Source organism: Streptomyces orinoci, from assembly GCF_003121295.1.
GTDB lineage: Bacteria > Actinomycetota > Actinomycetes > Streptomycetales > Streptomycetaceae > Streptomyces > Streptomyces orinoci.
The window spans coordinates 34,346-60,855 of sequence record NZ_PHNC01000031.1; the positions used below are offsets into that span (position 1 = coordinate 34,346).

General features: G+C 68.6%; 28 protein-coding genes, 2 tRNA genes and 2 riboswitches. Of the genes, 10 read left to right on the forward strand and 20 right to left on the reverse strand.

Annotated features, from left to right (window positions below):
* Positions 1-16: 16 nt before the first annotated feature.
* Complete coding sequence (locus CV755_RS22085; protein ID WP_109282050.1) at positions 17-493, forward strand: very short patch repair endonuclease; 477 nt, start codon at positions 17-19, stop codon at positions 491-493.
* Here the strand turns inward: CV755_RS22085 and CV755_RS22090 are convergent.
* Both CV755_RS22090 and CV755_RS22095 read right to left on the reverse strand, forming a co-directional pair.
* A complete protein-coding gene (locus CV755_RS22090; RefSeq protein ID WP_109282051.1) occupies positions 410-1,600 on the reverse strand; it encodes a DNA cytosine methyltransferase in 1,191 nt (396 codons plus the stop codon). The two genes, CV755_RS22085 and CV755_RS22090, sit on opposite strands and share 84 nt — an antisense overlap.
* A 146-nt stretch (positions 1,601-1,746) precedes the next feature.
* Positions 1,747-2,451 (reverse strand): HNH endonuclease, encoded by a 705-nt coding sequence (locus CV755_RS22095; protein WP_109282052.1) that lies wholly within the window; start codon positions 2,449-2,451, stop codon positions 1,747-1,749.
* A 191-nt stretch (positions 2,452-2,642) separates the two neighbouring features.
* On the opposite strand from CV755_RS22095, the gene CV755_RS22100 reads away from it, so the two are divergent.
* Positions 2,643-3,581, forward strand: coding sequence for a DNA cytosine methyltransferase (locus tag CV755_RS22100; RefSeq protein ID WP_206608452.1), 939 nt, complete (start codon positions 2,643-2,645; stop codon positions 3,579-3,581).
* Positions 3,582-3,613: 32 nt separating this feature from the next.
* Here CV755_RS22100 and CV755_RS34315 read toward each other — a convergent pair whose 3' ends face one another.
* From CV755_RS34315 to CV755_RS22110, 3 genes are all read right to left on the reverse strand, one after another.
* A complete protein-coding gene (locus tag CV755_RS34315) occupies positions 3,614-4,435 on the reverse strand; it encodes a hypothetical protein (RefSeq protein WP_153068734.1) in 822 nt (273 codons plus the stop codon).
* A 203-nt stretch (positions 4,436-4,638) separates the two neighbouring features.
* Positions 4,639-4,848, reverse strand: coding sequence for a DUF397 domain-containing protein (locus CV755_RS22105; RefSeq protein WP_109282053.1), 210 nt, complete (start codon positions 4,846-4,848; stop codon positions 4,639-4,641).
* A 10-nt stretch (positions 4,849-4,858) separates the two neighbouring features.
* The gene (locus CV755_RS22110; RefSeq protein WP_109282054.1) at positions 4,859-5,704 is read right to left on the reverse strand and encodes a helix-turn-helix domain-containing protein; all 846 of its coding nucleotides are present in this window, start codon (positions 5,702-5,704) and stop codon (positions 4,859-4,861) included.
* A gap of 250 nt (positions 5,705-5,954) precedes the next feature.
* Between CV755_RS22110 and CV755_RS34730 the strand changes: the two genes are divergently transcribed.
* From CV755_RS34730 to CV755_RS22125, 3 genes are all read left to right on the forward strand, one after another.
* A complete protein-coding gene (locus CV755_RS34730) occupies positions 5,955-6,380 on the forward strand; it encodes an ATP-binding protein (RefSeq protein ID WP_161968728.1) in 426 nt (141 codons plus the stop codon).
* Between the two features lie 47 nt (positions 6,381-6,427).
* Positions 6,428-6,874, forward strand: coding sequence for a nuclear transport factor 2 family protein (locus CV755_RS22120; RefSeq protein ID WP_109282056.1), 447 nt, complete (start codon positions 6,428-6,430; stop codon positions 6,872-6,874).
* A 201-nt stretch (positions 6,875-7,075) separates the two neighbouring features.
* Positions 7,076-7,384, forward strand: a complete 309-nt coding sequence (locus CV755_RS22125; protein ID WP_109282057.1) for a hypothetical protein — start codon at positions 7,076-7,078, stop codon at positions 7,382-7,384.
* Positions 7,385-7,782: 398 nt separating this feature from the next.
* Here the strand turns inward: CV755_RS22125 and CV755_RS22130 are convergent, their stop codons facing one another.
* The 6 genes from CV755_RS22130 to CV755_RS22155 all read right to left on the reverse strand — a co-directional run bounded on the left by CV755_RS22130 (position 7,783) and on the right by CV755_RS22155 (position 15,065).
* Positions 7,783-8,772 carry an aldo/keto reductase gene (locus CV755_RS22130; RefSeq protein WP_109282058.1) on the reverse strand — a complete coding sequence of 330 codons (990 nt, stop codon included), beginning with the start codon at positions 8,770-8,772 and terminating at the stop codon, positions 7,783-7,785.
* A 40-nt stretch (positions 8,773-8,812) separates the two neighbouring features.
* The gene (locus CV755_RS22135; protein ID WP_241561352.1) at positions 8,813-10,285 is read right to left on the reverse strand and encodes an MFS transporter; all 1,473 of its coding nucleotides are present in this window, start codon (positions 10,283-10,285) and stop codon (positions 8,813-8,815) included.
* Between the two features lie 229 nt (positions 10,286-10,514).
* On the reverse strand, positions 10,515-11,777 hold the full coding sequence (locus CV755_RS36770) for a M23 family metallopeptidase (RefSeq protein ID WP_277751845.1): 1,263 nt from the start codon (positions 11,775-11,777) through the stop codon (positions 10,515-10,517).
* Between the two features lie 11 nt (positions 11,778-11,788).
* Positions 11,789-11,926, reverse strand: a riboswitch (cyclic di-AMP (ydaO/yuaA leader).
* A 183-nt stretch (positions 11,927-12,109) separates the two neighbouring features.
* Positions 12,110-13,702, reverse strand: a complete 1,593-nt coding sequence (locus CV755_RS22145; protein WP_206608444.1) for a DEAD/DEAH box helicase — start codon at positions 13,700-13,702, stop codon at positions 12,110-12,112.
* Between the two features lie 155 nt (positions 13,703-13,857).
* Entirely contained in the window at positions 13,858-14,061 is a 204-nt protein-coding gene (locus CV755_RS22150; RefSeq protein ID WP_109282060.1) for a cold-shock protein, read from the reverse strand.
* 212 nt (positions 14,062-14,273) lie between these two features.
* The gene (locus tag CV755_RS22155) at positions 14,274-15,065 is read right to left on the reverse strand and encodes a DUF6227 family protein (protein ID WP_109282061.1); all 792 of its coding nucleotides are present in this window, start codon (positions 15,063-15,065) and stop codon (positions 14,274-14,276) included.
* 211 nt (positions 15,066-15,276) lie between these two features.
* Positions 15,277-15,450: riboswitch (M-box (ykoK) riboswitch) on the forward strand.
* 292 nt (positions 15,451-15,742) lie between these two features.
* Here CV755_RS22155 and CV755_RS22160 point away from each other — a divergent pair.
* The 5 genes from CV755_RS22160 (at position 15,743) to CV755_RS22180 (ending at position 18,889) form a co-directional block, all read left to right on the forward strand.
* A complete protein-coding gene (locus CV755_RS22160; RefSeq protein ID WP_109282062.1) occupies positions 15,743-17,389 on the forward strand; it encodes an NRAMP family divalent metal transporter in 1,647 nt (548 codons plus the stop codon).
* A 254-nt stretch (positions 17,390-17,643) separates the two neighbouring features.
* Entirely contained in the window at positions 17,644-17,892 is a 249-nt protein-coding gene (locus CV755_RS22165) for a hypothetical protein (RefSeq protein ID WP_109282063.1), read from the forward strand.
* An 82-nt stretch (positions 17,893-17,974) separates the two neighbouring features.
* Positions 17,975-18,205 carry a hypothetical protein gene (locus tag CV755_RS22170; protein WP_109282064.1) on the forward strand — a complete coding sequence of 77 codons (231 nt, stop codon included), beginning with the start codon at positions 17,975-17,977 and terminating at the stop codon, positions 18,203-18,205.
* A 40-nt stretch (positions 18,206-18,245) separates the two neighbouring features.
* Positions 18,246-18,575 (forward strand): winged helix-turn-helix domain-containing protein, encoded by a 330-nt coding sequence (locus tag CV755_RS22175; RefSeq protein ID WP_109282065.1) that lies wholly within the window; start codon positions 18,246-18,248, stop codon positions 18,573-18,575.
* Positions 18,575-18,889, forward strand: coding sequence for a hypothetical protein (locus CV755_RS22180; protein WP_109282066.1), 315 nt, complete (start codon positions 18,575-18,577; stop codon positions 18,887-18,889). Before CV755_RS22175 ends, CV755_RS22180 begins: the two co-directional genes overlap by 1 nt.
* Here the strand turns inward: CV755_RS22180 and CV755_RS22185 are convergent.
* The 9 genes from CV755_RS22185 to CV755_RS22220 form a co-directional block, all read right to left on the reverse strand.
* Positions 18,882-19,313 (reverse strand): hypothetical protein, encoded by a 432-nt coding sequence (locus tag CV755_RS22185; RefSeq protein WP_109282067.1) that lies wholly within the window; start codon positions 19,311-19,313, stop codon positions 18,882-18,884. The genes CV755_RS22180 and CV755_RS22185 overlap by 8 nt on opposite strands.
* Positions 19,314-19,462: 149 nt before the next feature.
* A tRNA-Lys gene (locus CV755_RS22190) sits at positions 19,463-19,535 on the reverse strand.
* Positions 19,536-19,564: 29 nt separating this feature from the next.
* Positions 19,565-19,690 (reverse strand): hypothetical protein, encoded by a 126-nt coding sequence (locus CV755_RS36775; protein WP_277751848.1) that lies wholly within the window; start codon positions 19,688-19,690, stop codon positions 19,565-19,567.
* A 341-nt stretch (positions 19,691-20,031) separates the two neighbouring features.
* The gene (locus tag CV755_RS22195) at positions 20,032-20,637 is read right to left on the reverse strand and encodes a response regulator (RefSeq protein ID WP_109282068.1); all 606 of its coding nucleotides are present in this window, start codon (positions 20,635-20,637) and stop codon (positions 20,032-20,034) included.
* The gene (locus tag CV755_RS22200) at positions 20,634-21,824 is read right to left on the reverse strand and encodes a sensor histidine kinase (protein ID WP_153068735.1); all 1,191 of its coding nucleotides are present in this window, start codon (positions 21,822-21,824) and stop codon (positions 20,634-20,636) included. Before CV755_RS22200 ends, CV755_RS22195 begins: the two co-directional genes overlap by 4 nt.
* A gap of 49 nt (positions 21,825-21,873) precedes the next feature.
* Complete coding sequence (locus CV755_RS22205; RefSeq protein WP_109282070.1) at positions 21,874-22,596, reverse strand: ABC transporter permease; 723 nt, start codon at positions 22,594-22,596, stop codon at positions 21,874-21,876.
* A gap of 1 nt (position 22,597) precedes the next feature.
* Positions 22,598-23,536 carry an ABC transporter ATP-binding protein gene (locus tag CV755_RS22210; protein WP_109282071.1) on the reverse strand — a complete coding sequence of 313 codons (939 nt, stop codon included), beginning with the start codon at positions 23,534-23,536 and terminating at the stop codon, positions 22,598-22,600.
* Positions 23,537-23,938: 402 nt separating this feature from the next.
* Positions 23,939-24,011, reverse strand: a tRNA-Lys gene (locus CV755_RS22215).
* Positions 24,012-24,128: 117 nt separating this feature from the next.
* Complete coding sequence (locus CV755_RS22220) at positions 24,129-26,354, reverse strand: DEAD/DEAH box helicase (RefSeq protein ID WP_109282072.1); 2,226 nt, start codon at positions 26,352-26,354, stop codon at positions 24,129-24,131.
* Between the last annotated feature and the right edge of the window lie 156 nt (positions 26,355-26,510).

The following is a 26,510-nucleotide window of genomic DNA, read 5'->3' on the forward strand; positions in this document are numbered from 1 at the left end:
CACTACCCTCTGAAGGGTGCCCGAAGAATCCGCCTGGACAGCACCCCCCGGTTCCTGGGCTTCCTCGGCTGCCCGCCGCCGCAATATGCAGGCCATCCGCAGCCGGGACACAAAGCCTGAGCAGCTGATCCGGCGCATGGTCCACGCCCAGGGTCTGCGCTACCGAGTAGCCGCCAGGCCCCTGCCAGACCTGCGCCGGACCGCAGACCTCGTCTTCCGCCCGGCCAAGGTCGCCGTCTTCATCGACGGCTGCTACTGGCACGGCTGCCCCGAGCACTACGTACCGCCCCGGACGAATCCCGGCTACTGGTCAGACAAGGTCGCACGCAACATGGCGCGCGACCGCGACACCGATGAACGGCTCACCGCGGCAGGGTGGTTGGTGCTCCGCTTCTGGGAGCACGAGCCATCAGACGTTTGTTGCCTGAAGATCGTTGACACGGTCAGAAACCGCCGGGCACAACTCGGCCTCGCCACGGGCAGCGGGGAGTAGCTCTCCCTCAAAGGGGTTCTCACCAGCACCTGCCACAGACTGCTGCCCCGCGTCGGGGCGGAGCACAGCCTTGATCGCCTCTCCCACAGATTTCGCCACCGGCGGAGGGAAAGCATTGCCAACCTGGCGGTACCGTGCCGTCTTTCCGCCGGAGAACGTCCAACTACGATCGAAGCCTTGGATAATCGCCGCTTGTTCCACTGTAAGCATCGGGCCAGTCGGCCGGAACAAGTCTCGCTCCGGATCACACTTCTCAGGGTCATTGGCGACGCCCCAGGCATCGACACCCAAAGCCTTCCAAGCCGCCTTTGCCCGGCTAGGCCCCAAATCGGCTCCGCCATGCTTCTTGGAACCGCCAACCAGCGTAGGAGCCTCGGTCCCACATCTGGTGGCGTCCTGGAGCCACTTGTCGAAGACAGCCCGCCCTCTGGCCCCGAAAGGTTCACACCGCTCCCGCATAGTTTGCTCAAGCGCCTTGGCGACGGTGACGACTCTGTCGTTACCGGTGGGCCATTCAAACTTAGTGTCCTTCAGGTACTTTTTGGCGATCATTACGAGGATTGCCCGAGGCCGGAGTTGAGGCACCCCGTAACGACGCGCCTCGATCAGCTCCCAGCCGCAGAGCTCGTAGCCGTAACTCTCCAGCTCGGCAACGATGCGATTGCGGTACGGGGTGAACTTATCGTCGAGAATTCCACGGACATTCTCGATCATCACAGCCTTGGGCCTGAGTTGACCAGCAAGCTCCAGCATCCTGGGGAAGAGGTCACGCTCGTCTTCTTCGCCCAGCTGCTGTCCGGCAACTGAGAATGGCGGGCAAGGTACGCCTCCAGCCAAGAGGTCGAGCTCACCGGGCTCAAGCTCGGCCCTGAACTTCTTCAGCTGCTCATGCTGGAACGGGTCAACGTCCTTCACATCGGCTTCGATGATCTCGCACCCAGCCCAGTCTGGGCGCTTGCTGACGTTGTCCCGCAAGGTCTGGCAGGCATGCTTGTCGATCTCCAGGAGAGCGAGGTGGCGGAAACCTGCCTCGTGCAGGCCATACGCCTGCCCGCCAGCACCGGCACAGATCTCAATAGAGGTCGGTCGGTTGTCGCCGGGACTCATCAGCCCTCCTGGGTTAGCTCATTGCAGACGCTCAAGTGTCGCAGAAACCGCCCTGACCGCTGCGGGAGCGCAACGGCACAGGACAGGTCATCTGAACCAGGAGTGTGGCACTAGCCACTGACATCGGAGCTCCGCCGACTGCAGTCTCAGTCCTGCAGCAGGTCGTACAGCCTGCCTTTCAGCTCATCACGGTGAGCGGCTGGAAGCTGCCAGTACAGGGCCCATGCCTTCTCCGCAGGGTTCTGCGGGCGCCCGTTGTGCACCATCCAGGCCAAGAGACTCTTCCGGTCATTCTTAGACAGATTCTCGATGCGATCCCAGACCTGTTCTTTGCCCATCTGCACACCCGTGAGGTGGCGCACAGCTTCGTTGCAGCGCGCGCACTCCGTGATGAGATCTTCAGCGCGCGCCGTGCCGCCAGCTTTGTGAGAGATGACGTGACCCAAGGTCAGCCGAGCCGGCGTACGGGGCTCCTCCGCGTAGAGCTCACCCGCGGTGATCCCACAGCGGCGGCACACATGCCCGTCGCGTTCGAAGACCTCGCGTCGGATCCGCGCGCTGATCTGGCGCAAGCCGGCGTTGCGATGCTCGTGCTCCCAGACCGGCTTGCCAATGGTCTCAAGGTATAGCTGATCAGGCAGCAGACCCGATTTATCCCGATAGGTCTTGATTACCCAGCCTGCCGGCCGAAGGTCACGCATACGCCGGTCTACCTGCTCGGTGCCATGAATCGCTTGGCGGAGCTGCTGCTTGGAGAAGGTTCCCTTCTCACCCACCTCGTCCCGCAGCCACAAGGCAACCCGGACACGAGCTCCCAGCGTCTCATCCCGCCAGTCCAGACCCTCCGACACCCCAACCCCTTTCGAACAAAAGACCGATCGATCACTCGATTAAGCGATTTAGCATAGACGTGCCACACGTTGCCGCGGCAAGTCGCGGCAAGCTGCGTAGTGTGACTGACGACACGTTTCTGGCAAAGCTTGCCACAGGCAGTCCCGCCCTCACCTCGATCGAAGTCTGCGCTGGTGCCGGGGGGTTGGCGATGGGGCTTGAGGCTGCCGGCTTCAACCACCACCTGCTCCTTGAGCTCGATCCGGACGCCTGCCAGACCCTCCACCGAAACCGCCCGTGCTGGCCCGTGCAGCAAGGGGACCTTCGCTCCTTCAGTCCGCCGGTGAACGGCCCAAGCCACAGCCTCGACTTGCTGTCGGGTGGTGTGCCCTGTCCGCCGTTTTCGGTGGCAGGCAGGCAGTTAGGGCAGGCGGACGAGCGCGATCTGTTTCCTGCATTCCTTGATCTGGTCGAGCGCCTCCAGCCACGGGCCGTGCTCGTCGAAAACGTGCGGGGAATCCTGCAAGCCAGATTCGGCAGCTATCGCAAGCAGGTTCTCCAACGCCTTGCCTCATGCGGTTACAGGACCGATTGGCGCCTTCTCTACTCGTGCGACTATGGGGTCCCACAACTGCGGCCACGAGCGATTCTTGTCGCGCTCCGGCCGGAAGCATTCCCCCGCTTCGCTTGGCCGACGGCGATCACATGCAAAGACAGCGCGCCGACAGTCGGCCAAGTGCTTTACGAATCCATGGCTGCCCGTGGCTGGGACCTAGCTGAGGCCTGGGCGAAAACAGCAGACCGAATCGCTCCCACTATCTGTGGCGGCTCACGCAAGCACGGCGGCCCAGATCTCGGGCCCTCAAGGGCGCGTGCCTCCTGGGCGAAGATGGGAGTCAACGGCTCGGCAGTCGCCGACGACGCCCCACTTCCCGGCGCATCAGTGCCAGTGCGTCTAACTCTTCCCCAACTGGCCCTGCTTCAAGGGTTCCCCACCGACTGGCGATTCGCTGGCAGCAAGACATCATGCTACCGCCAGATTGGCAACGCCTTTCCCCCGCCTGTAGCAGTAGCAGTTGGCCGGGCGGTGGCAACAGCGCTTTCACCCTCTTGCTGTTTGCTGGACTCAGGAACCGAACTCAGCGCCTGACACTGGTCGTATGACGCTCTCTACTGAGACGTCTATAACTGCTGGGGGTCGTGCGGCGAGTGCTCAAGCTCGTGCTTTATACGGCGAGCACAGTCGTCAATTTGTTCGCCTGAGGGCAGATGTACAACACCGTGCTTGCGCTGAACCTCCATGGCCAGCTCGACAAAGCTCAGACCAAGGTCCTGGCCATCTGTGAGGATTTCGCGAGCCTGAGGCTTTCTTCCAGCACTGCCGTCCCGGAATTCCTCGTTCTTTATATATAGGGACAAAACTGCGCTGCCACACCACCCATCCACGCGGAACAATGCGTCCGCGAGTGGATGGGTGCGCATGTCAAGACCCATTTCACGCAGACAAGAAAGGACATATATCTCGCGAATGAACGAATAGTAGAACAATCCTATGCGCCACTGCATTGCGGCCCTGGCCTGCTCCCAGGTGCACCGCCCACTGGCCACAACCTTCTCCACGTGAGAGCGCGCGGGTTGCCCCAGCATGCGTATCCCGTCCGGATCTTGAGCGGCAAAGCGGCGCAACTCCTCATAGGGAAACACTCCGCCTAATTTCTCCGCGCAACAATGGAGAATGTGAGCGAAGGCGAAGTCCGGGCGCCAGTCCTTTATGGCAGACACTGCATATCCCTGCTCCGGACGTATGTCCCCTATGGCATGTTCGGAAATCAATCCTTTAACGTCTTGCGGAGTTATCCGATACACCGCTGCAGTTACATGCTGCATGACGTACTCCGGAACATGCCCGCGCCTTGGATGCCGCATCCACCTTTCCAGGTCCCGCCGGGCCCTTCCAGCCTGTGCAAACAGACGGACCACGTCATCGGCCTTGGTGCAGGTCATACCATTCATCGTTTGCCTCCCAGGAGGGAAGCGTAGGTGCAACTCCCTTCGGCCGCTAGGGACTTGCGCACGCAGATGCGTCCGAGCATACCGGCCGCCGACATGCCGCTACGGAAAGCGGCGGAGCGACGACAACGAGCGAACAGAGAGTTCGGCCAGCCGAGTCAATGGTTCTGGGAGTAGGGCAGCATGGTCAACCGACCCTAGAAAAAGATGCGTTGATCTTGTTCGAGACGGCAAGTCCGGATCGCCGCGAGCATGGCCTTCAGCCCGGCACAGGTCACGCGCAGGGTAACACTCGGCTCGTCGCTCTCACGGAATTGCAGAAAGCCATTCGAGTCCCGTTTCACTGTCAAGCACTCTGCACCGCTGCTCGAAAAAGTCGACTTCTGCCATATACACGCCTTGGACATGCTGAGGACCTCACATCTCGCGCGCAATCTGATTGATCAGATCCCTTGACTCTCCCGGGCTCAGAGCCGTGTCCTCGATAACGTTCATGAGTTCTCGGTACTGGACGAGCTGAGGCAAGGCGTCCAGGAATCCACCCCCGAACGGGGAATCGATATGGACGGTATCGAGCTGCGGAACTGCCCCGCCTGCGTAGAAGACAGACTGGGCATGTCCGGTAATCTCCTCGACCTCGAACGGGATCACGCGCAGAGTGACGGAGGGCCAGTCCGCTGCTTCCAGCAGGGCGCCCAACTGGCCCTTCGCCACACGTCGGCCTCCGTAGCGCATTCTCAACGCCGCTTCATGAACGATTGCCTTGTAGGGAACAGGTTCAGCTCTGTTCAGAACCATGCGCCGCCGCGTCCTGAACTCGACAAGAGCCTCCAGCTCATTCACCGGCAGTCCATTGCCGAAGATGGCGCGGGCGTAATCGCGGGTCTGGAAGATGCCCAGCACCACGAGCATTTGGACCGTGCGCACATAAGTGGCGTGATGTTCGAGCTCTGCCACATCCAGCGAGGAAGCCGGCAAGGCGTCCCGGTACGCATCCCACCAAAACTGGCCCCGGCGTTCGCGTGCGATGCCGCACAACGCATCGATGAGGGCCGGATCGTCGCAGGCGTAGAACCCAGCAAGTTTGCGGATACGTTCTTCGCTGATTCCTCGCCGCCCCGCCTCGATCATGCTCATCTTGGCCTGGTCGGTACCAAGCAACTCACCGGCCGCACGCGCTGTCTTGCCGGCGCTCTCTCGCAGCCGCCGCAACTCCGTGCCCAAACGGACCTGTCGAGCCGTGGGGTTGTCCCTCGGTGGCATGTCACCTCCTCGTGCGGCTACGAGTCTGCCGCCCAGAGACATGCCGGTCCACCCACAGGGTGAATCATCTGGGGGAACCTTGCCCCGGGGGATGTATACCCCCTACGGTCCCATCAACCACCGCGCCACACCGCCGGGAAGACCCGAAGTGCAGTCAGCAATCGATGAGTTGATCGTCATCGGCTGGTGGCCAGGCCACGGATGGCGGAGTACGTATGGCGCCCCCAACAGCGCGTTTGGAGACCGTCCCATGAGCGCAACCACCCTTGACGTACCGTCTCAAGAGCACACCTGGCCCTACCAGTTGCTCGTGCCTGCCGTGCCCAGCACCGTGCGCGTCGCACGTGAATTCGTTACGGCCGTGCTGATCGCCACCGACCATGCGGCGCTGGTGGACGACGCTCGCGTCTGCGTATCAGACGTGGTGGCCAATGTGGTGCAGCACGCGGGGGTGCCCAACCTGTCGGTGCAGGTGGACGATCACTGCGATCACGTACTGATCGCCGTGTGCGACGAGAACCCCCACCGCCACCCCTACCTCCGCCTGGCGGGCGAGGACGAGGAAAGCGGGCGGGGGCTCGCGCTGTTGCAGAGTCTGGCCGATGCCTCGGGGCTGAGCCTGGTCTGGGACGGCCTGGAGGTCGTGGGCAAGAGGATGTGGTTTGTGCTGCGGTGATGGTGGCGGGTTGACCTCAACCTTGATTGAGGGAACACGCTGGGGGCATGGACCTACAGCAGATCACCGACCGGCTCGATATCGAGCGGCTGGTCAACCAGTACCTTCGCTCGCTCGACAACAAGAGCTATGAGAACGACGACCGTTGGGCGCACCGCTACTTCACCGAGGATGCGTGGAGTGGGACGCCGGTTGGGGTGTACGAGGGCGCGGATGCTCAACTCTCGTCCACTCGGCGCGGGATGGCGCCGTTTGAGGGGACCGTGCACTTTGGGTCGAACGTCATGGTCGAGCTGGATGGGGATCGGGCCGAGGTGCGGTGGAATCAGTTGAGTACGCACAGGTTGCGGGAGGGAGAAGGGGACCGGCTGTTCTTCTCCGGCGGGCATGTTGAGGCGGAGGTGGTTCGTACGGGAGAGGGCTGGCGGATGCGGCGGATGAGGCTCGCGATCGCTTGGACTCAGGGCACGCCGCCCATTGGGGCGGTGAGTTGAGGGGCGGCGGATTGCAGGGCCTCCCAGCCGGGGCTGTTTCCGCGTTGCGGGTTGGAAAACCTTTGGGAGTCGCGGCCCTGTGCGAAGGGTTTCTGCACCCGGTTTCGTGTTCAACGGTCTCCATGGGTCGCCGGGCGGGGGTGGCGGGGGCGGAGTTAGCCTCGGGGCGATCGGTTTCCTGATTTTGGGAGGTTGGCGGCGGTGGCGAAGGTTCCGGTGGCGGTGACGGCCGCGAGTGGGCTGGTCGGCGGGTATGGGGTGGCCCGGTGGACGAAGAAGCGGCCGCTGGGTGGGGTGGTGCTGGCGGCCGCGGGGGCGGTTGCGGCGCGGCAGTGGACGGAGAAGGCCGGGGCCGGGAAGGCGGCGGCGCTGAGCGGGCTGTATGTGGCCGCGTTCGCTGGGTCGCACCCATTGGCGAAGAAGGTGGGGGCCTGGCCGTCGGTGTTCGCGGTGGCGGGGACGGTGGCGCTGGCGTCATGGGTGGTGGAGCGGGGGGCCGGCGCCTCCTGATTTCCGAGGAGGGGAGGGAGCGGGTCGGCGCCGGGTGGTGGCGAAGGCGTAGCCCGGAGAGCTTGTTGGGTGCCCGTACTGGGCGTCGGGACGCGGCCTGGAGGGGGCGAGGGTAGGGCAGGATGCCCGAGCCTCGGAGCCTGTGCCTGGGGCTCATGGCGAGTGTTGCAGTGGCCCCGCGCGCAGGCCGCGCGGCTATTCGGCAGTGGGTCGGCGGCCAAGTGCCGCGCTGCGGGGCGCCGAGGTGGGGCGACAGAGGCGCGTCGAGGGTTCCCCGGACGGCCGGACGGACGGACGAGCCAAGCGGTGCGGCGCTGGCGAAGGGCTCGCCGGACGCGAAAGGGCGCTGAAGCGGACTGCCTCCGGCCCGCGCCGCCGCCCCGCCGGCGAAGGGCGCCCTACTCCGACGCCGCCCTCAGTCGCTCGATCTCCCCCTCCGTCAGGCGGAGGTCCGCGGCGGCCAGCAAGGGTGGGAGCTGTTCCACCGTGCGGGCGCTGGCCAGGCAGGAGGTCACCGTGGGCTGGGCGGCGAGCCAGGAGAGGGCCACGGTGGCGACGGGGACCTGGTGGGCGGCGGCCACCTCGTGCAGGGCGGACAGGACGCGGCGGCCGCGTTCGGTCTGCAAGTGCCGTGCGGCGCTGGGAGCCCGGGGGCTGTCCACCTCGGTGCCCGGGCGGTACTTGCCGGTGAGGAAGCCGGAGGCCAGGGCGAGGTAGGGGACGGCGGCCAGATTGTGCCGGGCGGCCACGCCGCGGAGTTCGCCCTCGTAGGTGTTACGGGAGACCAGGCTGTACTGGGGCTGGATGGCGGCGTACTTGGCCAGACCGGCCGCGTCCGAGAACTCCAGGGATTCGGCCAGGCGTTGGGGGGAGATGTTGGAGGCGGCGATCTCGCGGATCTTGCCTTCCCGCACCAACTCGTCGAGGGCGGTGAGGAATTCGGCGACGGGGACGGTCTCGTCGTCGTAGTGGGTGTAGTAGAGGTCGATGTGGTCGGTGCGCAGGCGGCGCAGGGAGGCTTCCAGGCCGGTGCGGATGGTGGCGGCGGAGAGGCCGGCCTTGTCCGGGAAGCCGCCGCCGACCTTGGTGGCGATGACCACCCGGTCGCGGTTGCCGCGGCTGGCCATCCAGTCGCCGATGATGGTCTCCGACTCGCCGCCGGAATTGCCGGGCGCCCAGGCGGAGTAGACATCGGCGGTGTCTATGAAGTTGCCGCCCGCCTCGGCATAGGCGTCCAGCACGGCGAAGGACTGGGCGCGGTCGGCGGTCCAGCCGAAGACATTGCCGCCGAGCGCGAGCGGGTGGACGGACAGGCTTCCGATACGGCGAAGAGCGCGGCGCGAGTGGTCGAGCGAGTGGTCAGGCGAATGGCCGGCGGTGTTGGTCATGGCCTTTATGGTTCGCCCCGGGCGGAGGATCCGCCACTGCTCAGTCCGCCGGGGCCGGGGCAGGGGCGGGCATTGGTTCCTTCTGCACGGACAGCGGGGTGGCGATGTCCTCCAGGGAACGGCCCTCGGCGGGTACCGCCAGGAAGGCCGCCACCAGCCCGGCCAGGCACATCAGGGTGGCGCCGATCTGGAAGGCCAGCACCGTGTCACCGACCACCCCACTGCTGGTGAGATCGGCGAAGAGCAGTGGGCCGCTGATGCCGCCCGCCGCCGTGCCCACCGCGTAGAAGAAGGCGATGGCCATGGCCCGGGTCTCGGTCGGGAAGACCTCGGAGACGGTCAGGTACGCGCTGCTGGCCCCGGCCGAGGCGAAGAAGAGCACCACCGCCCAGCAGGCGGTGAGCTTGACGGCACTGAGGTAGCCCGCGCCGAAGAGCCAGGCGGTGACGAACAGCAGGGCGCCGGAGAGGACAAAGGTGGAGGAGATCATGATCCGCCGGCCCACCGTGTCGAACAGCTTGCCCAGCAGCAGCGGGCCAAGGAAGTTCCCCACCGCTATCACGGCGAAGAAGTAGCCGGTGTGGGAGGTGGAGACGCCGAAGAACTTGGTCAGGATCTCCCCGAAGCCAAAGGTGATGGCGTTGTAGAGGAAGGCCTGGCCGATGAAGAGCGCCAGACCCAGGAAGGCGCGCCGCCGGTAGTCGGTGAAGACGGTACGGGCGATGTCCCGGAAGCTGGTGCTCCTGCGCTGGCGGATGGTGATCCGGCCCCGGGCAGGCGGCAGGGTGATGCCCTTCTCCCGCTCGATGCGCCGCTCGATCTGGCCGACCAGTTCCTCCGCCTCCTCGGCCCGGCCATGGATGAACAGCCAGCGCGGGCTCTCCGGCACCTGGCGCCGTACCAGCAGGATCACCAGGCCGAGGACCACACCGAAGCCGAAGGTCAGCCGCCAGCCCACGTCCTTGGGCAGCAGGCTGACATTGAGGAGGATTATCGACAGCAGTGATCCGGCGATGGCGCCGATCCAGAAGCTGCCGTTGATGATGAGGTCCACCCGGCCCCGGTAGCGGGCCGGAATCAGCTCGTCCACCGCGGAGTTGATCGCCGCGTACTCCCCGCCGATGCCAAAGCCGGTGAGGAAGCGGAAGAGGAAGAACCACCAGGAGGTGTAGGAGAGCGCTGTCAGTGCGGTCGCCCCGAGATAGACGGCGAGGGTGACCATGAACAGCTTCTTGCGGCCGAAGCGGTCGGTGAGGCGGCCGAAGAAAAGGGCCCCGCTGCAGGCGCCCGCTACATAGAGCGCCGCGGCGAGGCCCGTGACCTGGGCTCCGGTAATCGGCAATCCACTGCCGTGCTCGGAGAGCCGGCCGGCGATATTGCCGACGACGGTGACCTCAAGGCCATCGAGGATCCAGACCGTGCCCAGTCCGATGACCACGGTCCAATGCCAGCGGGACCACGGCAGCCGGTCCAGGCGCGCGGGCACGGAAGTGCTGATGGTCGCGGTCGTCACACAATCTGAGTTCCCGATCGCACTCGGAACATTCGCGGCAATTTGCCGGATGGGTGTGTGACGGAAGGAGGGCGGCGCGCGCCGTGAATGCGAGCGGGGAGTGGGCGCCCCCGCTTTGCCGCCGAGCACAGCGCCACCGCCGTTTGGGTGCGGGCCGTCTTGGGCTGGTCCCGCCCACGCGGCGGAGCCGCATAAAGAGGCGCCCCGCGCCCCTTATGGGACGCCCTTGCTACGGATGCAGCCCGTGCGCGCGGAGCCAGGGCAGTGGGTCCACCGGGTGACCGCCGGCCGGCCGGACCTCCAGATGCAGATGCGGGCCGGTGGCGTTGCCGGTGGCACCGACCCTGCCGATCACGGTGCCGGTGGCCACCTTGCCGGAGGTGACCACCATGGACGACAGATGGCAGAACCACAGCTCGGTGCCGTCGTGCAGGCGCAGCACTATGCGGTAGCCGTACGCGCCGGCCCAGCCGGCGTGGATGACGGTGCCGCCGCTGACGGCCCGGACCGGGCTGCCGGTCGGGGCGGCGAAGTCCTGGCCGGTGTGGTGGTGCGCCCAGTGGTGGCCGGACTGCCCAAAGCCGGCGGTGAGGCGGTAGGAGGTCAGCGGGAGGATATAGCGGGCGTGGTGGTGCGAACTCCCCTGCGGGGCATGGTGCTTGGTGGAGTGGTGCTGGTGCTTGGTGGAGTGGTGCGGGGCGGGGTGGGCCGCGTTCGCGGCGGCCTCCGCGGCCTGGGCGGCGTCGGCGGCGTGCGTGGCACCGGCGGCGGGGGCGGCGTCGGCACCAGCAGCATGGGCCGCATGCGCGGCGTCGGGGCCTTGGGCGGTGTCCGTGGCCGGGGCCGGCTGGGTCCCGGGGCGTCCGGCCTCCGGGTGGCCCGGCTGCCGGACCGCCTGGGCCGCCTCCTGGGCGGACTTGGCGGCCTGCTCCGCCTTCTGCGCCGCGATTCCGGCGGCGGCCATCCGCTCGGCGTCCGCCGCGGCCCGTTCCTGGGCCTCGGGCCCGGTGCTGTCGTCGGAGGCGGCCTGCTGGAAGCCGACCTGCTGAAGGATGCGGGCGCGCAGCGCTTCGCCGGCGTCCCGGGCGTCCTGGGCGGCGCGGGCGGCGTCCTCGGGGGTGAGGGAGGCGGCGGGGGCGGTTTCGGTCAGGTCCGCCGCTGCCTTGGCCTCGGGTGCGATCTCAGGCGCGGTCACGGGTGCGGTCTCAGGCGCGGGCGCCGTCGCGGGCGCGGCCTCGAGTGCGTTCTCGGGCACGTCCGGGACGGATATCGCCGCCGTGGGGCGCTCCTGGGCATCGGCCACCCCGCCGGCGCCCACCGCCGCGATCACTCCGACGCCCAGCACCGCGCCACCGCGGACCATGGTGCCACCGCGCTGCTTCGGCACCCGGTGTCTGCCCCGGGAAGCCGGGCCGTCGGCTTCCGCCGGACCCTCCCCCCAGGCGGCCGGTTCGGACGAACTGCCTTCGGTGACAGGGCTGTTGGACGCCACGGGGGCGTACTCCTTTCCTTCCCTCTCGCCTACCGGGTTAGCTGACGGGTTCGGAGCAGGAAGGTCTCCTACGGGCCGCCGGAACGGTCCGATGCACCCCAAGGGTTGGTGGTTCCCCGGTTCCTCACGGGATTCGGCGAAGCGACAAACACGGTGCGGGCCGCCTCTTACGGCGGTTGAGGACCGCACTGCGTTATCGAACGTTAATAGACGCGGAGGGTGGTTTCCAAGCCGAAAGCGTGAATCTGCCGGGGACTTGGCAATTGCTTGGAACCATTCCGCTCCGGGTCGCGTCAGGGCGCCGCCCCCAGGGCCGGCGCCCTTCCGGTACCTCAGGCCGTCGGCCGCCGACGGGGCCGCGTGGAGGCCCGTCCACCGGAACGGCGGCCCCCGGTACGGGACTTGGCGGACGAACCGGACGAACCGGAGGGATTGGCCGAAGCCGGGCTCGACGGAGGTGCGATGACCACCGGCACCCCACTGGGCTCCCGGGCACCGGTGATGTCCGTGAGGACCTCGTCCTGCGGGCGCACCCGGGCCACCTTGGGGGTGATCTTCGCGGTGGCCATCAGCCGGTTCATCTCCCGCCGCTGCTCGGGGAGGACCAGGGTGACCACCGTGCCGGACTCCCCGGCCCGGGCGGTACGCCCGCCCCGGTGCAGATAGTCCTTGTGGTCCATCGGCGGATCGATGTTGACGACCAGGTCCAGGCCGTCGATGTGGATGCCGCGCGCCGCCACATTGGTGGCGATCAGCGCGGTCACCTGCTCGGTGCGGAACTGCTCCAGGGTGCGGTTGCGCTGCGGCTGGCTCTTGCCGCCATGCAGCGCGGCGGCCCGTACGCCCTGCGACAGCAGCCGCTTGACCAGCCGGTCGGCGCCCCGCTTGGTGTCCACGAACATGATCACCCGGCCCTCGCGGGCGGCGATCCGGGTGACCACCTCCTTCTTGGAGCTGTCGTCCATCAGGTGCAGCAGGTGGTGGTCCATGGTGACCACCGCGCCGACCGAGGCGTCCACGGAGTGGGTCACCGGGTCGGAGAGGAAGCGGCGCACCAGCCGGTCCACATTGCGGTCCAGGGTGGCGGAGAACAGCATCCGCTGGCCGCCCGGGGCGACCTGGTCCAGCAGCTTGGTGACCTGCGGCAGAAAGCCCATGTCGGCCATCTGGTCGGCCTCGTCGAGGACAGTGACGGCCACATCGCCGAGCGCGCAGTCACCGCGCTGGATGAGGTCGGCCAGCCGGCCGGGCGTCGCCACCAGCACCTCGGCGCCGCGCGCCAGCGCATTGGCCTGGCGGCCGATGGACATGCCGCCGACCACGGTCGTCATCCGCAGATTGACGGCGGTGGCATAGGCGCTGAGCGAGTCGGTGACCTGCTGGGCCAGCTCCCGGGTGGGCACCAGGACCAGGGCCAGCGGCCGCCGGGGTTCGGCACGTCGGCCGGCGGTACGGGCCAGCAGCGCCAGGCCGAAGGCCAGCGTCTTGCCGGACCCGGTACGGCCCCGGCCCAGGACGTCCCGGCCGGTCAGCGAGTTGGGCAGGGTGGCGGCCTGGATGGGGAAGGGCTCGGTGACGCCCTCCCGGGTCAGGGTGGCCAGCAGCGCCTGCGGCAGATCCAGCTCGGCGAAGGAGGCCACCGGCGGCAGGGCGGGGGTGCTGGTGACGGGCGTCTCGAAGTCGCCCTGCACGGGTGCGGGCCGTCGGCGGGCGGACGCCTGGCCGTCACGGCTACGGGCCGGGGCCTGGGCGTCGCGATTACGGGCGGGCGCCTGGCCGTCACGGGTACGGGCCGGACGCGGGGCGCGCGGGGGGCGCGGAGAACGGGCGGGCCTGCCGGAACCGGCGGCGGAAGCAGTGGACGAACCGGTGGACGCACCGGCGGTGGAACCGGCGGAACGGGCGGAACCGGTGGAGCGAGTCATTCGGGGACCTTCCCTCAAGGGGTGGCACGCCCGAGAAGGAGGCTCCGACGATCCGGTGTGGGCCTGGGCGCGCAGTGCGGGGGGCGAGAGCGGGGGCGACAATGGGGCGCGCACCGCTGGTGCGCGCCCCATTGAGCGTCGTCGGACGGAGTTCGTCAGATGGTGACGATGTTCTCCGCCTGCAGGCCCTTCTGGCCCTGGGTGACGTCGAAGGAAACCTTCTGGCCCTCGAGCAGCTCACGGAAGCCGCTGGAGGCGATGTTCGAGTAGTGGGCGAAGACGTCGGGGCCGCCGCCGTCCTGCTCGATGAAGCCGAAGCCCTTTTCCGAGTTGAACCACTTCACGGTGCCAGTAGCCATGTCTATCTCCTTATTGGGATGGGCCCCAGGACCGGAACAGACCGGCTAAAACAAAAATGCGCCTTCGGCTACATAACCGAGGCGCACACGAGTTCATGGGTACCACAACTGCAACTTTCATCGACCGTAGCACGGGCCGACGGGCTCCCGTAAGCCCCGCCGGCCCGACAGCTCAGTGACCTGCGTCACACCTCGGTCAATGCACTGGCCGGCTATAACTCCACACCCAGCGCCCGGGCGTGCCGGTCCGCCGCCACCTCGGCCTCCGCCTCGTCCAGATAGACCTCGCACACCAGCCGCCCATCGGCGGTCATATTGTGCTCCAGCTCCCAGAGGCTGACCTCGCCGCCGCCCTCCAGCAGGAAGGCGTGCTCATAGAAGCGGCACCAGGTGGCATCCCGGCCGGGTCCGCGCCGCCGGGGCTTGGTGATCAGCGCGATGTGGTGGCCCAGTGCGCCGCTGAGGATCTCGCCGATCACCTCTCCGGGACCGTCGGTGTTCTCCGCCCGGCGCAGCAGCCGCCGGGCGTGGTCCGGGGAGGCCTCCGAGACATACTCCCGGCGCGGCCGGGTGGGCCCCATGGCCAGCAGCAGCTCCTCGGCCAGCCAGGCGGGCAGCTCCTCGTCCTCGCTGCCGGGGCCGATGCCGCCGCCGATACGCTGGTGGACCCGCTGCTCGGCCTCGTCCAGCGCGTCCTCGTCCGTATAGAGCTCGTAGTTGTGGTCGGCGGGGCCGGTGTCGTGCTCCAGCTCGTACAGCAGCAGGCTGCTGCCGTCGGCGAGCAGGAAGATATGCCGGTAGGTATTGCAGCGCAGCGGCCGTGGGCAGTCGTTGCGCTGGCGGTACGAGCGCAGTTCGGTCTGGTGCATCAGCGCCGTACGCAGCCGGGCGAGCACCGGCTCGTCGATCTCGAAGCCGTTCTGGGCCCGTTTCATCAGCTCCGCGACCTGTGCGGCGGGCGTCGGGTCGCCCACCTCGCCCCCACCCATCCGCATCTGCTCCATGCCTCTCGACCTCCCCGCCTTCGCCGCACCCTCCCCGCGCACTTACCGTAGCGGCGCGAACACCAAGCGGGGGCGGGGTTTCCGGCAACTGGCCGGAAGGGTCCGTGGAGTCGGCCGGAGCGGCGGACGCGGAGCAGAGCGTCAAGGTTGAGTCAAGTAGTTGCACCTTCGTGCAAATAAGGGTCTATGCTGCTCCTGTTGTGAAATGCAGGAGGCACCTCGTTCGGTGAGGCGTCTGCACGGACACAGGCCACTGACCCCACGACGTCGAGAGACGCCCAGGGTCAGGACAGGTCTCCCCGGCCCAAGGGGTGACCCCAAGTGGCTTCCCCGGCAAGGGGATTACGCCGTGCAGTGCCAAAGCTCTGACGAGTTGGGGTGAGCCGGTCGTCTGCGGACCGGTCCGCTCCTTGCCGTGTCGTCCGGCGCCCGCGTGCGCCCCGGCCGGGAGGAGGCGAGAGACATGGATGGCAGTTGCAGTAGTCCGGGCCACAGTCGGCCCCGTATCCGTATGTCCTCGTTGACCTCCGGTACGCGGTAACAACCTTTCCTGCGCGTCCTTCACCAGTTGCCACCCGTGCGGCCTTGGCCGCCCCGGGCGCTTGTGCTGCGCGCACGCAGGGAGGATCGCTGCTGCGTGCCCGCAACTTCCCCCATGGGGGACCCGGGAGGCTGTCATGACCGACACCATCACCACCCCTGAGACCGCTCGGGCGCCGCGCGCCGCGGTTCTCGACGAAGCCCACCTCGGCGACATCCGGGGCGCGCTCGGCACCATCAAGCTCGACGACACCGCTCCCCGCAAGGGACTGTCCGCCAAGCTCAAGACCCTGCTGGCGATAGTCGGCCCCGGCCTGATCGTGATGGTCGGCGACAATGACGCGGGCGCCTTCGACACCTATGGCAACGCCGGCCAGAACTACGGCACCAGCCTGCTGTGGACGCTGCTGCTGCTGGTGCCCGTCCTCTATGTCAACCAGGAGATGGTGCTGCGGCTGGGCGCCGTCACCGGCGTCGGGCACGCCCGGCTGATCCTGGAGCGCTTCGGCAAGTTCTGGGGCGCGTTCTCCGTCATCGACCTGTTTCTGCTCAACGCCCTGACGATCGTTACCGAGTTCATCGGTGTCACGCTGGCGGTGGGCTATCTGGGGCTGCCCAAGACACTGAGTGTGCTGGTGGCCGCGGCGGTGGTGATCGCGGCCGCAACCACCGGCTCGTTCCGGCGGTTTGAGCGCACGGCGATCCTGCTGTGTGTGGGGTCGCTGCTGCTGATCCCCATCTACTTCATGATCCACCCGAGCACCGGGACGATGGTCCATGACTTCGTGGTGCCCGGCATGCCGCACGACTCCAAGCTGTCGGATGTGATGCTGCTGATCATCGCGATCGTGGGGACCACGGTGGCGCCCTGGCAGCTGTTCTTCCAGCAGTCCTATGTCATCGACAAGCGCATCACCCCGCGCTTTATGAAGTACGAGAAGGCCGACCTGTGGATCGGCATCGTGATCGTGGTGCTGGGCGCCGCCGCGATGATCGGCTTCACCGCCGCGACCTTCGCGGGCACCAAGGAGTTCGGCAACTTCGATGACGCGGCGGGCATCGCGCGGGGACTTGAGGCCCACGCGGGCAAGCTGGCGGGAGTGCTGTTCGCCATCGCGCTGCTGGACGCCTCCATCATCGGCGCCTCGGCGGTCTCGCTCTCCACGGCCTATGCGCTGGGGGACGTACTGGGCCTGAAGCACTCCCTGCACCGTGGGGTGAGCGGGGCGAAGGGGTTCTACGCGATCTTCGCGGGCGTGATTCTGCTGGCCGCCGTGATCGTGATCATTCCGGGTTCGCCGCTGGGGCTGATCACCACCGGGGTGCAGACCCTGGCCGGAGTGCTGCTGCCGTCCGCCACGGTGTTCCTGCTGCTGCTGTGCAACGACAAGGCGGTGCTGGGGCCTTGGGTCAACGGCCGCTGGACCAACGCGTTCACCTCGGCGGTGGTGGGTGTGCTGGTGATGCTGTCCATCATCCTGACCGCCTCGGTGACGTTCCCGGACATCACCTCCGGCGCGATTCTGGACATCATGGCCATTTGCGGTGTCGCCGGCATCCTGGCCATCGGCTACGCCGAGGTACGCCGCCGCCGCAAGGGCTGGGCGCCGGCGGCTCCGGTGGACCGTACGGGCAAGGAGAACTGGCGGATGCCGCCGCTGGAGGAGCTGCCCGCGCCGGTGATGTCCACCGGGCGGAAGGTGGGGATGGGGGCGCTGCGGGGGTACCTGGTGGTCGCCATGGTTCTGGTGGTGATCCACGTGGTGCAGCTCGCTCAGGGGTGAGGTTGCTTTGGGGGCGGCGTGGGGGTTCCCCCGCGCTGCCGGGGGCCCTGGGTGGTCGGCTGCTGGTTGTGGGTGGTTGCTCGCGCCCGCGCGGCGGAGCCGCAAGGTGCAACTGCCCCGCGCCCCTGAGGGCCGTACCCGGCGGTGATTGGGCGGCTGGCGGTGGACTTAGTTGGTCGGCTGCCGGCCGTGGGGGGGCTGGTCGCGCAGTTCCTCGCGCCCCTGAGGGGGCGCCCGGAGTGGAAGGAGGAGGCATGACGCACAAGTGCCCCTGTGTGCGGCTCGCGTTGTATGAAGGCCCCGAGCGGGCCTACCTGCTGCACGATCCGCAGAGCTGCCCCGCTGCCGCGTCCGGTGCGGTGTACGACCGGCGTGTTCACCTCGCCTATGTCCTGGCCGGACAGGGCCATCGCCCCCACTGGCTCGCCCAGTTCACCGCGCTGCCGCTGGCCGCCGCGCAGCGCATCGCCGAGGCGGCCTCGCCCGCGCCGCGCCCTCACTGACGGCCCGGCCCCCATCCGCGGAGCCGTATGACCCGGGCGCCCCGCGCCCATTTCTCCCGCTTCCGACCGGAGGTGATTCCGCATGTCCGTCTTCACCCTGCACCACCACCCGCTGCGTCACGCCCCCGCCCGCCCGCACCGGCCGCTGTCCGCGCTGTTCGGCCGGGCGCGCCGGATCGCCGCGCGGGTTGCGGACGGTGCCGTGGACAGCCCGGTGCTGCACACCACCGCCCGTCCCCGGGCCCACTGGCGGCCGGTCATCGACGACGACGGCCGACGCCGGCTGGCGGCTTCGTGGCACCGAGAGCTCTGAACAACGCCGTTTCCTTCTCAGGACATTGACGGAGTTACTCATGACCCTGTACCACCAGGACACGCACTGCACCCGCCACGACATCCTCATTGACCACGGCCGCCGTTCGGTGACCGCCGAAGGGCGCGAACTGGAGCTTACCTATGCCGAGTTCGAGATCCTCGCCCGGCTGGCCGCCCGCCCGCTCCAGGTGCACAGCAGGCACCAGCTGCTGACCGCCGTGCACGGCGTCAGCACCGCGGGCGGCCGTACCGTGGATGTCCATATCGCGCGGCTGCGCGGCAAGTTGGGGCCGCGGCTGCGCGAGGTCATCCGCACCGTACGGAAGGTCGGCTATGCCTATGACCCGTCCCGGGCGGCGGCGGCCTGATGCGCTTTGTCCCGCTGACCCGCGTCCGGGCCGCCCGGCAGGGCCCGCCGCCGGTGCCCGTCACCCTGCATGCCCAGTGCGCCGCCGAGGCCGAGGCCAAGGTGCGGGCGCTGTGCATCCTCACCCTGACCTCGACCGGTGCCCATCTGCTGGCTTTCGACCGCCATCCGCAGCCCGACGGCACCGTGCTGATCCGCGTCACCCTGGCCGTGGACGGGCCCGGCGCCTGGCCCCTGGAGGAGCTGGTGGGGCAGCTCTCCCGGGAGCCGGCGGTGCGCGGGCTGCGCTGGCGTCAGGAGACCGGGGTCACCTGACCACCACCGTGACCCGCCAGAGCACGGCGAGGTGCGGGCAGAGGTGGCCCGGGTCGGCCACACACTTCTTGACCGACTGGATCCGGGCGGAGCCCGCGGTGTTGACCCGGAAGTAGCCCATGGCGTCACCGCTGGCGGTGTTCTCGCCTATGGTCCGGGTGAGCACCTGGGGGCTCTCACTGACCGGGATGGACCAGGCCCAGGTGGCGCCGGCGGTCCGGGAGCCGGTGAGCGAGACCCGTACCGTGTCGCCGGGCCGGACCTCGACGGTCCGGCCGTTGTCGGCGTTGGTGAGCCTGACATCCCGTACGGCCGTCACCGGGTGTCCGTCGTCCGGGGCGGCGGAGGCCGGGGCCGCCAGGGCGACGGCGACCATCGCCAGGCCGGCGGCGAATGGAAGGGCGAGCGATTTCGTGGCGTTCATGATCCCCACCTTCGGTAGCCATGTCCTCCGTCATCGACAGGGAGGCGGGGACTCGTCTACACCCTCCGGGGCCGCTCGGCACCCCCGGGGCACCGGATCGCGCCAGGGCCCGGAACGGCGCGTGGATCCGTTCCGGGCCCTGGGCCGGGTAGGCCGTGTGGGACTCGAACCCACAACCAATGGATTAAAAGTCCACTGCTCTGCCAATTGAGCTAACGGCCCGCCCCCGCAGCATAGCCCGCTGCGGGCGGTCAGCTCCGGTCGGCCGCCGCCAGGCGGCGGACCTCGGCCGGCGGGGCCAGGGCAGCCACCACCCGCTCGGGCTCCCCGGTGAAGTCGATCAGGCAGGCGATCTCGTCCACGCCCGCGTTTTTCACGGGAGATGCCGTCCGCCGTGGCGAAGTCCTCGGCCGGCCGGTCACCCACCACGGGGACAGGCGCCCGGCAGGCACGACATTCATACCGTCGAAACCCGGATATATGTCCCTTGTCCGGCACTCGGCGCCCGGCGGAGGATGGCAACTGCCAACCGCGCTACGAAGAAAGGGAGTTACGGACATGCTGTGGGCGGGCTTGGGGCTGGGAGCGATCCTCTTCTGCATCGGCTACTACCGGAATGTGATCCGCAAGAAGAACCAGTAAGCGGACAACGGGATGGCGGTTTCTTTGCCGGCCCACCGCCGAACCGGCCGGGGACGCTCACAGCCTTGGCCGCCGGCTACAACCATCCGTTCTGGCGTGCTTTGTTGACGGCCTCCATACGGTTCCGCGCACCGGTCTTCCGGGTGGCGGAGGAGAGGTAGTTGCGCACGGTGCTGTCGGAGAGGTGCAAACGCCTGGCGAGGGACACCACGGGCGCTCCGTCCACGGCGGCGGCCAGCACCTCGCGTTCCCGGGCGGTCAGCGGGCTGGGCCCGGCGGCCAGCGCGGCGGCGGCCATCAGCGGGTCCACCACCTGCTCGCCGGCGTGCACCCGGCGGATGGCGTCGGCCAGTTCCTCCACCGGCTTGTCCTTGGCCATAAAGCCCAGGGCGCCGGCGTCCAGGGCGCGGCGGCAGTAGCCGGGCCCGCTGAAGGTGGTCACGATGAGCACCCGGCACATCAGGCCCTCGCGGCGCAGCTCCTCGGCAACCTCGATACCGGTGCGGCCGGGCATTTCGATGTCCAGAACAGCCACCTGCGGCCTGGCCGCGCGGACCGCCTGGAGCACCTCGGCGCCCGAGGCGACCTGGGCCACCACCTCGATGTCCCGTTCCAGCCCCAGCAGTTGGGCGATGGCGCCCCGCATCATGCCCTGGTCCTCGGCCAGCAGAACGCGGATCACTGCGTCCCCATCTTCTCTGCGCTCCTCCTGACGACGGGCAACGTGGCCAGCAGGCGGTAGCCGCCGCCCGGCATATGGGCCGCGTTCAGCGCGCCGCCGGCGGCCGACAGCCGCTCGGCCAGCCCCAGCAGACCTTGACCCGGGATGCCGCTCTCCCTCATCTTCCCGGCGCCCGCGGCAGCGTCGCCGCCATCGTCGCTGATCTTCAACTCCACGGCCCCGGATCCATGCGCCACCTCGATCTCGCAGCTGCGGGCCTCGCTGTGGCGGATCACATTGGTGACCCCTTCCCGGACCACCCAGCCCAGCAGCGCGTCCGCGTCGGCCGGCAGCGGCGGCCCGTCCTGGCGTATCGCGGCGGCTGTCCCGGCATCCCGCAGGGCGAGTTGCGCGCTCTTGAGCTCGGCCTTCAGGGACCGCTCGCGGTAGCCGGACACCGCCTCGCGGATCTCCTCCAGTGAGGTGCGGCCGACCGACTCGATATCACCGGCGTGCCGCCTGACCGTCTCCGGGTCAAGGTCGGCGAACCGGCGCACCGCCTCGGCCTTGACCACGATCAGCGAGATGGAGTGGCCCAGCAGATCGTGCAAGTCGCGGGCGAAGCGCAGCCGTTCCTCGGCGACGGCCGAGTGGGCCAGCTCCTCCTGGGCCTCGCGCAGCTCCATCACGGTGGAGAACAGGCGCACTATGGTCGCCGCGGCGATCCCGGACAGCTGGGTGGCGTAGATGATGCCGAAGGACTCGCCCATCTCGTTCCCGGCGATGGCCGCGGTCACCCCGCCCAGGACAGTCGTCAGGACCACGGCCAGGGTGGGCCGCAGCAGCAGCCGTCGGCCGGCCAGGATGCTCCAGACCACCGCCAGCAGGGAGAACAGCCAGAGCATCCCCTCGCCGAAGCGGAGGGAGAGGACCACCGTGAGCACGGTGAGCGCCAAGGCGGGCAACAGGACCAGCACCCGTCCGCACCGGTCGCTGAAGGCCGTCCAGACCGAGAAGAGGTAGCAGGCGCAGAAGACCAGGAGGCCGGTGACGGACGCCCATGCGGGGTTGTCGCGGCCTTCCAGGATGTCCGACAGGGCTCCGATGGCGACGACGACCGCGGGATAGAAAATGTACGGCGCCTTTTCCAGGCCGAATTGCTCGAACTGCTCGAACTGCTCTTGAATCAATGTCTTTCGGCGGAACACTGTGTTCCAAGCCTCCTGAGTCGAGGTCCGGCCCCGGCCCCCACTGGCCTCAGGCGGTGGCGCCCTTGCGGTAGCCCAGGACGGCCAGGCCGGCCAGCGCAACGCTCCAGGCGAGCAGGATGGCCAGCGCGGCGGTGTTCATGGAGTGGCCCAGGGCCAGGTCGGTGGCCAGCTGCTTGTAGCGGTTGATGGGGGTCCAGCCGGAGACCTTGGCCAGCCAGTGCGGGAAGTTCTTGGTGTCGATCAGCAGGCCGCCGACCACCGAGAGCATCAGATAGGAGATCAGGCCCACCGAGTGCGCCTTGGCGCCCTCGATCAGATAGCCGCAGCCCAGGGCCAGCATCGCGATGGGCACGATGCCCACCCACAGCAGGGCCGTCATCTCGCCCCACTCGGCCGCGCTCAGCGAGACATTGTTGACCAGCCCGGCCAGCAGGCTGACCGCCAGCACCGGCGGCAGCGCCAGGAACATGGCGGTGATGCCACGGCCGATGATCACCGTCACGGTGGGGAGCGGGGTCAGGCGCAGCTGCCGCAGCCAGCCGGCCTTCTTGTCCTCGGCGATGCCGCCGGAGGTGGTCATCACCGCGCCCAGGGCACCGAAGCCCGCCATACCGGCCAGGGTGCGCACATCATCCGCGTGGGTGGGGTGGTCGCCGCCCATGTGGCTGGTGAGCAGGTACATCATCACCGGCGCGGCCAGGGACATGATCAGGAAGCCGCCGTCCCGGACGGTGCGGAGCAGCTCCAGCCGAAGGTATCCGAGCAACATGTTACGAACCGCTCCTCGCGTTGTTGCCGCTGGTCAGGGAGATGAAGGCTTCCTCGAGACCGCCGCCGGTGACCTCGATGTTCCGCAGCGCGCCGGACTGGGCGAGGGCGGTGACGGTGGCGTCCGCGTCCACGGTGTTCAGATGGAGCCGGGCACCGCGCACCTCGACCTGGCTGACTCCGGGCATCCGGGAGAAGCCGTCGGGGTCCCAGTCACCGAGGTCGATGCTGACGGTCTTGCCGCCGACGCTCTTCTTCAGCTCGGCGCCGGTACCGTCGGCCAGCACCTTGCCCTGGGCGATGACGACGATCCGCTCGGCGTACTCGTCGGCCTCCTCCAGGTAATGGGTGGAGAACAGCAGGGTGTTGCCGCGGGCGGCGTAGGCGGCCATGGTCTGCCACAGATCGCGGCGGGACTGGATGTCCAGGGCCGCGGTGGGCTCGTCCAGCACGATCAGTTCGGGGTTTCCGCAGAGCGCCAGGGCGAACCGCACCCGCTGGGCCTGGCCGCCGGAGAGCTTGTCCGCCTTGCGGTCGGCCAGCTTGGTGAGCTGGGCGATCTCCAGGATCTCGGCGAGCGGCATCGGGTTGGCGTAGGTGCCGCGCATGAACTCGATGAGCTCCTTGATGGTGACCCGGGGGATCAGGCCGCCCTCCTGGAGCATCGCGCCCACCTGGCCGGCCCGCACCGCCTCCTGCGGCTCCCGGCCCAGCAGCTCGATCCGGCCGCCGTCATTGGCCAGCAGGCCCAGCAGCATATTGATGGTGGTGGACTTGCCGGCGCCGTTGGGGCCGAGCAGCGCGACCGTCTCGCCGCGGTCGATGGCCAGGTCCAGGCCCGCGACGGCGTGGACATCGCCATAACTCTTGGTCACATTGGTGAAGTTGACCGCGGACCCGGTCCTCAGCGGTGTCCGGGATCGCCTGGCTGTCTGCGTCATGCGACTGACCCTATGAAGGGCGCCCAGAGCGCTGATAGAGACAAAAAACCTCTCCTCAGCAGGAGAAATGTCCTGTCCGGGAGAGGGGGCAATACACCGGTGGGCGCCGGGATCCTGGTTGAACCATAAGGTCCTTCCGGGAGCCCGGGAAAGCCGTCAGCGACGGCAATCCGAGCCGGCCGTGCTCAAGTGGTGGCCCTGATATGGCCGTTGGCAATGCGTCCACTGCCGCCAGGTGATTGGCCGGACCAGCCAGGCCCGCTTGGCCGCGCCGGGCGTGAAGTCCGGGTCGTTTTCGGCCACCGGGCACTGCGGCTGTGACGGGCCAAAGGCATCCACAGCTTTGTCGTAAGTCACACGCAAGCGCCCCGCCCGGCGGTGGCCGGACGGGGCGCTGAACGGTAGGCCGTGTGGGACTCGAACCCACAACCAATGGATTAAAAGTCCACTGCTCTGCCAATTGAGCTAACGGCCCGCCCCCGCAGCATAGCCCGGCCGCCCGCCGGACCCGCAGCGGTTTACGCCGCCCGCCATGCGCGAGAGCCCGCGCGGCGCGGGTGCGCCGTGCGGGCTCTGCCTGGGTGGTGGGCCGTCAGCCGTTGCGCTTCCAGCGCGGCTTGTCGGCGCGCCGGTCGAAGGAGGCACCGGCCCGGTTGTTGTCGAAGTGACGGTCGTCGCGGCGGCCGTAGGGGCGGTCGCCGCCGGAGCGGTGGCCGCCGGAGGGACGGTCGTCGCGGCGGTCGCGGTTGAACGGACGGTCGCCGCCACCGGAGCGGTAGCCGCGGTCGTCCCGGCGGAAGCCGGACGGGCGGTCCTCACGGCGGAAGCCACCGCGGTCCTCGCGGTTGTCCCGGCGGAAGCCACCGCGGTCGTCCCGGTCGTCGCGGCGGAAGCCGCCGGACGGACGGTCCTCACGACGGAAGCCACCACGGTCGTCACGGTTGTCGCGGTTGTCCCGGCGGAAGCCGCCACGGTCGTCCCGGTCGTCCCGGCGGAAGCCACCGGACGGACGGTCCTCACGACGGAAGCCACCACGGTCCTCGCGGTTGTCCCGGCGGAAGCCACCGCGGTCGTCCCGGTCGTCCCGGCGGAAGCCACCGGACGGACGGTCCTCACGACGGAAGCCACCACGGTCGTCACGGCGCTCGTCCCGGCGGAAACCGCCGCGGTCCTCGCGACGGTCCTCACGACGGTCGTCGCGCCGCTCCTCGCGGCGGTAACCGCCGCCCCGGCGCTCGAAGTTGCCCCGCTCGTCACGGCGCTCCTGGGCGGGCGCGGCGGCCTGGGCCGGCACCGCCGCGGCGGCGGCCTCCTGCTCGGCGGCCTCGGCGGCGGCTTCCTCGGCGGCCGCGGCGATCACGGCCTCCGGGTCCTCGCCGCGCTCCCGGGCGGCGCGGGCCAGCAGCCGGTCGGCCTCCTCGCGGAGCTCGGTGGCCCGGCGCTGGGCGCGCTCCAGCTGGCGGCCCAGCTCGGCCAGCTCGCGCTCGGCCTGCTTGGCGGCGTTGGCCGCGGAGTCGGCCTGCACCTCGGTGAGCGAGCGGGCGCCGGTGATCCGGGCCACGTCCTCGTCGAAGGCGCCGGCCCCGCCGACGATGTGGCGCGAGGCGTCCACGCCCGCGTCCTCCATCAGCCGGAAGATCTGGCGGCGCTGGTGCGGCAGCGCCAGCGAGACCACGGTGCCGGACTGGCCGGCCCGCGCGGTACGGCCGGAGCGGTGCAGATAGTCCTTGTGGTCACCGGCCGGGTCCACATTGAGCACCAGGTCGATGCCGTCCACATGGATGCCGCGGGCGGCGACATCGGTGGCGACCAGGACGTTGACGTAACCGCGCTTGAAGTCCTCCAGCACCCGGGTACGGGCGCCCTGGGTCATGCCGCCGTGCAGCGCGTCCGCGCGCACCCCGGCGTCCACCAGCTGCTCGGCGACCCGGTCGGCACCCATCTGGGTGCGGACGAAGATGATGGTGCGGCCCTTGCGGGCGGCGATGGCGGCAGTGACCGGAGCCTTGTCCTTGGGCTTCACCACCAGGACGTGGTGGGTCATGGTGGTGACCGCACCGGCCGAGGGGTCCACCTCATGGGTGACCGGGTTGACCAGGTAGCGCTTGACCAGGGTGTCGATCTCGTTCTCCAGGGTGGCGGAGAACAGCAGCCGCTGGCCGCCGACCGGCACCTGGTCCAGGATCTCGGTGACCTCGGGCAGGAAGCCCATGTCGGCCATCTGGTCGGCCTCGTCCAGCACGGCCACCTGGACCTTGTCCAGCGAGGCGGCGCCACGGTCGATGATGTCGCGCAGCCGGCCCGGGGTGGCCACCAGGATGTCCACCCCGCGCTCCAGGGCGTGGATCTGGTTGCCCATGGAGGTGCCGCCGCAGACCACCTTCATCTTCAGGCCCAGTACATCGCCGTAGGGCTGGAGGGCGTCCGCCACCTGCATGGCGAGCTCACGGGTGGGGGTGAGGATCAGGCCACGCGGGCGCTTCTTCTCGGTGTGGCCGCCGGCCAGGGTGGACAGCAGCGGCAGACCGAAGGAGAGGGTCTTGCCGGAGCCGGTACGGCCACGGCCCAGGATGTCCTTGCCGGCCAGGGCGTCCGGGATGGTGGCCGCCTGGATCGGGAACGGAGTGGTGACACCGTTCTGCGCCAGCTTGCGGACCACGGCCTCGTCCAGGCCCAGGTCACCGAAGGTGATCGTCGGCTCCTCGACGGCCTCGACGGTCTCAACGGCCTCGGTGACCTCGACGGTCTCGGTGACCTCGGTGACCTCGGCCTCGGTGACGGCCTCGGGCAGGATGGACTGCTCAGTGGAAATAGACATGCGAAATGCGAAACCTTCCGGAGTTTCGGCACGCGCCCAAGCTCCGTGTCGGCTTCACAAATGACCGCCTCGATGCGGTCAGCCACGGCAAGGTAAGGAACGCGCCACGCGGCGCGCTGCTGTTAGGCGCCGGGCAAATGGGATCAAACGATCTAC

Excerpts from the sequence above, each read along its gene's own strand:
- CV755_RS22090 (WP_109282051.1), bottom strand. The coding sequence starts at position 1,600 with ATGAGTCCCGGCGACAACCGACCGACCTCTATTGAGATCTGTGCCGGT.
- CV755_RS22100 (WP_206608452.1), top strand. The coding sequence starts at position 2,643 with ATGGGGCTTGAGGCTGCCGGCTTCAACCACCACCTGCTCCTTGAGCTC.
- CV755_RS34315 (WP_153068734.1), bottom strand. The coding sequence starts at position 4,435 with ATGACCTGCACCAAGGCCGATGACGTGGTCCGTCTGTTTGCACAGGCT.
- CV755_RS22105 (WP_109282053.1), bottom strand. The coding sequence starts at position 4,848 with ATGTCCAAGGCGTGTATATGGCAGAAGTCGACTTTTTCGAGCAGCGGT.
- CV755_RS22110 (WP_109282054.1), bottom strand. The coding sequence starts at position 5,704 with ATGCCACCGAGGGACAACCCCACGGCTCGACAGGTCCGTTTGGGCACG.
- CV755_RS34730 (WP_161968728.1), top strand. The coding sequence starts at position 5,955 with ATGAGCGCAACCACCCTTGACGTACCGTCTCAAGAGCACACCTGGCCC.
- CV755_RS22120 (WP_109282056.1), top strand. The coding sequence starts at position 6,428 with ATGGACCTACAGCAGATCACCGACCGGCTCGATATCGAGCGGCTGGTC.
- CV755_RS22130 (WP_109282058.1), bottom strand. The coding sequence starts at position 8,772 with ATGACCAACACCGCCGGCCATTCGCCTGACCACTCGCTCGACCACTCG.
- CV755_RS22145 (WP_206608444.1), bottom strand. The coding sequence starts at position 13,702 with ATGACTCGCTCCACCGGTTCCGCCCGTTCCGCCGGTTCCACCGCCGGT.
- CV755_RS22150 (WP_109282060.1), bottom strand. The coding sequence starts at position 14,061 with ATGGCTACTGGCACCGTGAAGTGGTTCAACTCGGAAAAGGGCTTCGGC.
- CV755_RS22155 (WP_109282061.1), bottom strand. The coding sequence starts at position 15,065 with ATGGAGCAGATGCGGATGGGTGGGGGCGAGGTGGGCGACCCGACGCCC.
- CV755_RS22160 (WP_109282062.1), top strand. The coding sequence starts at position 15,743 with ATGACCGACACCATCACCACCCCTGAGACCGCTCGGGCGCCGCGCGCC.
- CV755_RS22165 (WP_109282063.1), top strand. The coding sequence starts at position 17,644 with ATGACGCACAAGTGCCCCTGTGTGCGGCTCGCGTTGTATGAAGGCCCC.
- CV755_RS22170 (WP_109282064.1), top strand. The coding sequence starts at position 17,975 with ATGTCCGTCTTCACCCTGCACCACCACCCGCTGCGTCACGCCCCCGCC.
- CV755_RS22175 (WP_109282065.1), top strand. The coding sequence starts at position 18,246 with ATGACCCTGTACCACCAGGACACGCACTGCACCCGCCACGACATCCTC.
- CV755_RS22180 (WP_109282066.1), top strand. The coding sequence starts at position 18,575 with ATGCGCTTTGTCCCGCTGACCCGCGTCCGGGCCGCCCGGCAGGGCCCG.
- CV755_RS22185 (WP_109282067.1), bottom strand. The coding sequence starts at position 19,313 with ATGAACGCCACGAAATCGCTCGCCCTTCCATTCGCCGCCGGCCTGGCG.
- CV755_RS22205 (WP_109282070.1), bottom strand. The coding sequence starts at position 22,596 with ATGTTGCTCGGATACCTTCGGCTGGAGCTGCTCCGCACCGTCCGGGAC.
- CV755_RS22210 (WP_109282071.1), bottom strand. The coding sequence starts at position 23,536 with ATGACGCAGACAGCCAGGCGATCCCGGACACCGCTGAGGACCGGGTCC.
- CV755_RS22220 (WP_109282072.1), bottom strand. The coding sequence starts at position 26,354 with ATGTCTATTTCCACTGAGCAGTCCATCCTGCCCGAGGCCGTCACCGAG.